The sequence below is a fragment of the Thioclava sp. UBA3469 genome, assembly GCF_002378135.1.
GTDB classification, from domain to species: domain Bacteria; phylum Pseudomonadota; class Alphaproteobacteria; order Rhodobacterales; family Rhodobacteraceae; genus Thioclava; species Thioclava sediminum.
On the sequence record NZ_DFRG01000132.1, the window covers coordinates 51,875 to 56,456 of the forward strand.

Annotated in this window: 6 protein-coding genes; 2 read left to right on the forward strand and 4 right to left on the reverse strand. The window is 64.4% G+C overall.

From position 1 onward, the window contains the following. On the reverse strand, positions 1-245 hold a 245-nt coding region (locus B3D39_RS10940), incomplete at its 3' end, for a class I tRNA ligase family protein (protein ID WP_286789679.1). A gap of 153 nt (positions 246-398) precedes the next feature. Continuing rightward, positions 399-953, reverse strand: a complete 555-nt coding sequence (locus tag B3D39_RS10945) for a DUF3576 domain-containing protein (RefSeq protein ID WP_274963377.1) — start codon at positions 951-953, stop codon at positions 399-401. A gap of 350 nt (positions 954-1,303) precedes the next feature. Here B3D39_RS10945 and B3D39_RS10950 point away from each other — a divergent pair, with 350 nt between their 5' ends. Together B3D39_RS10950 and B3D39_RS10955 are read left to right on the forward strand one after the other, a co-directional pair. Next, positions 1,304-2,365: a porin gene (locus B3D39_RS10950; protein WP_274963376.1), complete on the forward strand. Its 1,062-nt coding sequence runs from the start codon at positions 1,304-1,306 to the stop codon at positions 2,363-2,365. A 99-nt stretch (positions 2,366-2,464) separates the two neighbouring features. After that, positions 2,465-3,118, forward strand: coding sequence for a YggS family pyridoxal phosphate-dependent enzyme (locus tag B3D39_RS10955; RefSeq protein ID WP_274963375.1), 654 nt, complete (start codon positions 2,465-2,467; stop codon positions 3,116-3,118). On the opposite strand, the gene B3D39_RS10960 is transcribed toward B3D39_RS10955, so the two are convergent. Further along, positions 3,115-3,669 carry a L,D-transpeptidase family protein gene (locus B3D39_RS10960; protein ID WP_274963374.1) on the reverse strand — a complete coding sequence of 185 codons (555 nt, stop codon included), beginning with the start codon at positions 3,667-3,669 and terminating at the stop codon, positions 3,115-3,117. The two genes, B3D39_RS10955 and B3D39_RS10960, sit on opposite strands and share 4 nt — an antisense overlap. Then, positions 3,669-4,582: GTP cyclohydrolase II (gene ribA / locus B3D39_RS10965; protein ID WP_274963373.1), on the reverse strand; the 914-nt coding region annotated here is incomplete at its 5' end. The genes ribA and B3D39_RS10960, both read right to left, overlap by 1 nt.

Genomic DNA, 4,582 nt, shown 5'->3' on the forward strand with positions numbered 1-4,582 from the left:
CCGAAGGCGTCCCAGCCCATCGGATGCAGCACGGAAAAGCCCTTGGCCATCTTATAGCGCGCGACGACGTCGCCCATCGTGTAGTTGCGCACATGGCCCATATGGATGCGGCCCGACGGGTAGGGGAACATCTCGAGGACGTAATATTTCGGCTTGGCCGGATCACGGCGCGCGGCGAAGAGATCCGCCTCGTTCCAAGCCTCTTGCCATTTCGTCTCGCTCTGGCTCGGTTCGTAGCGTGCCATGTCGGGCCCCTCATCACGTCGAATTCTGCGCGAGCTTGCTACACTGGCCTTGGGGGCGAGGTCCAGCCGCCGCGCTCATTTGGACAGAAATATCCCCGCCGGAGGCTGGCTCGGGCGGGGATCTGAATGCGTCTTGCGGTCGCCTTGCGGGAATCAGAGTTGCGAGTCGCGGACCCGCAGCTGACGTGCACGGGTGAGAATCGCGTTCTCCACGGCGCGCTGCGTATCGGCGGAAACTGCGCCGCCCCGGGTGCGGATCGACACTTTCAGCGAGCGTGCATCAAGCGCCGGATCGGTAACGTAAACCGTTGCCTTATAGCCGCGACCGCCGCCCGGCGGGGTGCCGTAGCCGGTCACGATGACGCCGGAGAAGGGGTCAACCTCTTGAATCGGCAGGAAATCGAGCACTTCGAGCGAAGCCTGCCAGAGATACTTGTTCACCTCGACGGTGATGTTCGGATCGCCATTGCCGCCGAAAATGTCCCAAACGGTCGATTTCTTCTGAACGCGGCGCGACGGCCCGTCGATCACGGCTTCGTTCGAGCCGGACAGGTGGTCGAGCTGGTTGGCATCGCGCTGTGCCGAGGTGCCAGCGGCGTTGCCGCTACCCGAGAAGATGTTGCCGCTCGAGATACCCTTGCCGCAGCCTGCGAGCACGAGGCACAGGCCCAGAATTGCCGTGCGTTTCAAAAGGGTTCTGGAAGTCATGCGAAGCTGTCCCCGTCGGCCTGCGTCATTGGTTGCCTTTTCTCTAGCTCATGGCCCCCAGCCCGACAAGGTTTTTCCCCTTTGCTCCCGGATTTCGACCGACCGGCGCCTCGGGGGAATGCAGCCCGATGCCACTATACGCGCCTGTAAGGGGCATTGTAGGGCGGTGTCAGAGGCCAACCGCAATTGCACGCTGACGTTACTGTGACATGTCTGCACCATCAAACACCCTATTCGACCCGGGCGGGCGCTTTGAGTTGCAATGAAAGGGGGGGAGAGAGAAAACACCGTCATACCCAACTTCGGATTCCCCAGGTTGGGGGTTACCTGTAAGACAATGAGGGAAAACGATGAAAAAGGTTCTCTTCGCGACGACCGCGCTCGTGTTCTCGGCTGGCATCGCTGCCGCTGAGGTCTCGGTTGGCGGCGACGGCCGTATGGGTGTCGTGTATAACGGCTCCGACTGGAACTTCTCGAGCCGTATCCGCGTCTCGTTCACCGCTTCGGGCACCACCGACGGTGGTCTGGAATTCGGCGGCTCCGTCCGCGCTGACCAAGCTACCGCTGCCACCAACGGCACCGCTGCTTCGGTCTACATCTCCGGCGCATTCGGCAAGCTCTCGATGGGCGACGTTGTCGGGGCTTCGGAAGCTCTGTTCGGCGACTTCTACGAAGTTGGCTACACCGACCTGTCCTCGCAAAGCATGGGCACCGGTATCGGCTTCTCGAACGACATCCTGTACCTGACCGGCGACAACGGCGGCAACGTCGGTGCGAACATCGCGGGCATGGCGACCATGACCGGCACCGCCGGCACCGCCACCACCGTCACCACGCTCTCTGTTGCAAACTCCGGTCCGAACCTGCTGTACACCGGCACCTTCGGTGCGTTCTCGGTCGCAGCGTCGATGTCGGACGGCAAAGCTGGTTCGGTTGATGTCGGCCAAGAGTACGCCATTGCGGGTGCTTACACCTTCGGCAACTACACCGTTGGCTTGGGTTACGAGTACCTTGACGGGCGGTTCGCTGCTACTTCGACTTCCACGACCGGCGCCACCCCCCCCGTCGTCACCGTCACCACCGGCACTTTCGACGCCAAAGCTGACATGATCACCCTCGCTGGTGTCGCTCAGTTCGGCAACACCTCGGTCAAAGCTGGCGTTGCTCACATGGGCAAAGATGTCGACATGGACTGGTACGGCATCGGTGCTTCGTCGGTCTTCGGCGCAACCACCGTCGGTGGCTACGTGCAGCACCTGAAGGACAACGACGCGAACGAAGACGTGACCTGGTACGGCCTCGGCGCTGAGTACGACCTCGGCGGCGGCGCTTCGATCAAGGGCGGCGTTGCTGACAACGACCTCTCGGGTTCGGACATGGTTGCTGACCTCGGCGTGAAGTTCTCGTTCTAATCCTCCGGGACAGAACGATGGGAAGAGCGGGCCTTGCGCCCGCTCTTTTCTTTTTGAGCCCTTCGGTGTTTCTTGGGCGCGCTGACGACGGAGGGCCAGATGGGACTGAGCGAGATTCAGGCGCGGATCGCGAAAGCGGAATCAGAGGCAGGGCGCGAAGCGGGATCGGTGAAACTGATCGCCGTGTCCAAGGTTCAGCCCGCCGAGCGAGTCGAGGCGGTTCTGCGCGAAGGCCATCGGCTGTTCGGCGAAAACTATGTGCAGGAAGCGCAGGGCAAGTGGCCCGCCTGGCGCGAGGAATTTCCCGGCTGCGAAGTTCATATGATCGGGCCGCTGCAATCGAACAAGGCGAAGCTGGCGGTGGAGCTGTTCGAGGCGATTCACACGCTCGACCGGCCCTCGCTGGGCAAGAAGCTGGCCAATCTGGCGCAGACGCGCGGGGCTTCGCCGGACCTTTTCATTCAGGTCAATACCGGGTGCGAGCCGCAAAAGGCGGGCGTGCTGCCCGATGATCTCGACGCTTTCGTCGCGGATATGCGCGGGAAGGACCTGCCGGTCGTCGGTCTGATGTGTATTCCTCCCGAATCCGAGGACCCCGCACCGCATTTTGCGATGCTGGCCGAGATGGCCGGGCGCAACGGGCTCGACGGTCTGTCGATGGGGATGAGTTCCGATTTCGAGAAAGCGATCGCGGCCGGCGCGACCCATGTGCGCGTGGGCTCGGCGATCTTCGGCGCGCGCGACTATTCCTAAGCTTTGTCGCGGGCGTTGAGCGCCGGGGGCTGTCCGCCCCCGGACCCCCGGAGGATATTTCCGCCAAGCCGAAGGGCAATCTCCAGCGGCTCACCCGGTGCGATGCGCTGCGCGATCCAGACCAGGTGATCGCGGCGAAACGCGAGGCAGCCCGCAGTCGGGTAGCCCGCCCGGCGGCGCTGATGCAGGAAGATGGCCGAGCCTTTGCCAGCCTCTGCCGTCGGGTAGTTCCAGTCGGTCACCAGCACGATGTCGTAGAGGGGATCGGCGCGCCGCATCGCCTCATGCGAGGCGGGGTAGGGGGCGCGGACCAGTTGGTTATAGGCCGAATCCCCGGACGCATCGCACCACAGATCGCGCGGGCCGATCGGTTCGGCCCAGTCCTGAGGCGCGACGATCCGATCCGCGCGGTAGAACATCCGAAGGATATGCAGCCGCCCAGAGGGGGTTGCGCCGTCGCCCTCCTGCTTGCTGCCGCTGACGCCGCCGCGGCCGATCTCGACCGGGAAGCGGCGGCCGCGAAACAGCAGGCCGGTGGGCGTGAGGCGCATCACAGGATATGCCCCGATTTCGCGGCTTTGGTGGCGAGGTAGTTCTCGTTATGGCGGCTCATGCCGACCTTCAGCGGCACGCGCTCGGTCACGTCGATGCCGTTGGCTTCCAGCATCGCCACCTTGGCAGGGTTATTGGTCAGCAGCCGCACCTGCGAAAACCCGAGCTTGCGCAGCAGCGCCGCGCCAATGCGGAAATCGCGCTCGTCATCCTCGAAGCCGAGGCGGTGGTTCGCCTCCACCGTGTCGAATCCCTGATCCTGCAGCGAATAGGCGCGCATCTTGTTGGCCAGCCCGATCCCGCGCCCTTCCTGATTGAGATAGAGCAGGATGCCCGCACCCTCATGCCCCATCAGCGTCAGCGCCGCGTCGAGCTGCGGGCCGCAATCGCATTTCAGCGAGCCCAGCACGTCGCCGGTGAAACAGGCCGAATGCAGCCGCGCGAGCACGGGTTTGGAGCGATCCGGACGGCCGACCTCGATTGCGTAATGCTCCTCCGCGCCATTGTCGGGGCGGAAGATGTGAAGCCGACCGGCTTCGGCGGCGCGCATCGGCACGCGCGCGGCGGAGACGGGGGCGAAAGCCTGCGGGATGTCGGCAGCGGCGAGCGCCTCTTTGGCGGTGACGGTGGTCAGATCGGTCGGCGTGGGATCGGGCGCTGCGACCATCAGCGCTGCGGGCAGAAGCTGCGCCGACTTCGCCAGCCGGATCGCAGCGCGGGCGAGATCCGCATCGCCGCCGCGAAGCGCCTTGAGGGGGCCTTTCATCGGCACGCGCAGATCGTCTGCCGGATCGGCGAGCGCGCGCAGCCAGAGCAGATCGGCGTCAGCGGGCACCTCGATCCGGGCGATATCGGCGTCGTAGACGCGCGCTTTCAGCGTCTCGGCCCGGCGCGCGGTCAGGACCAGCGTCA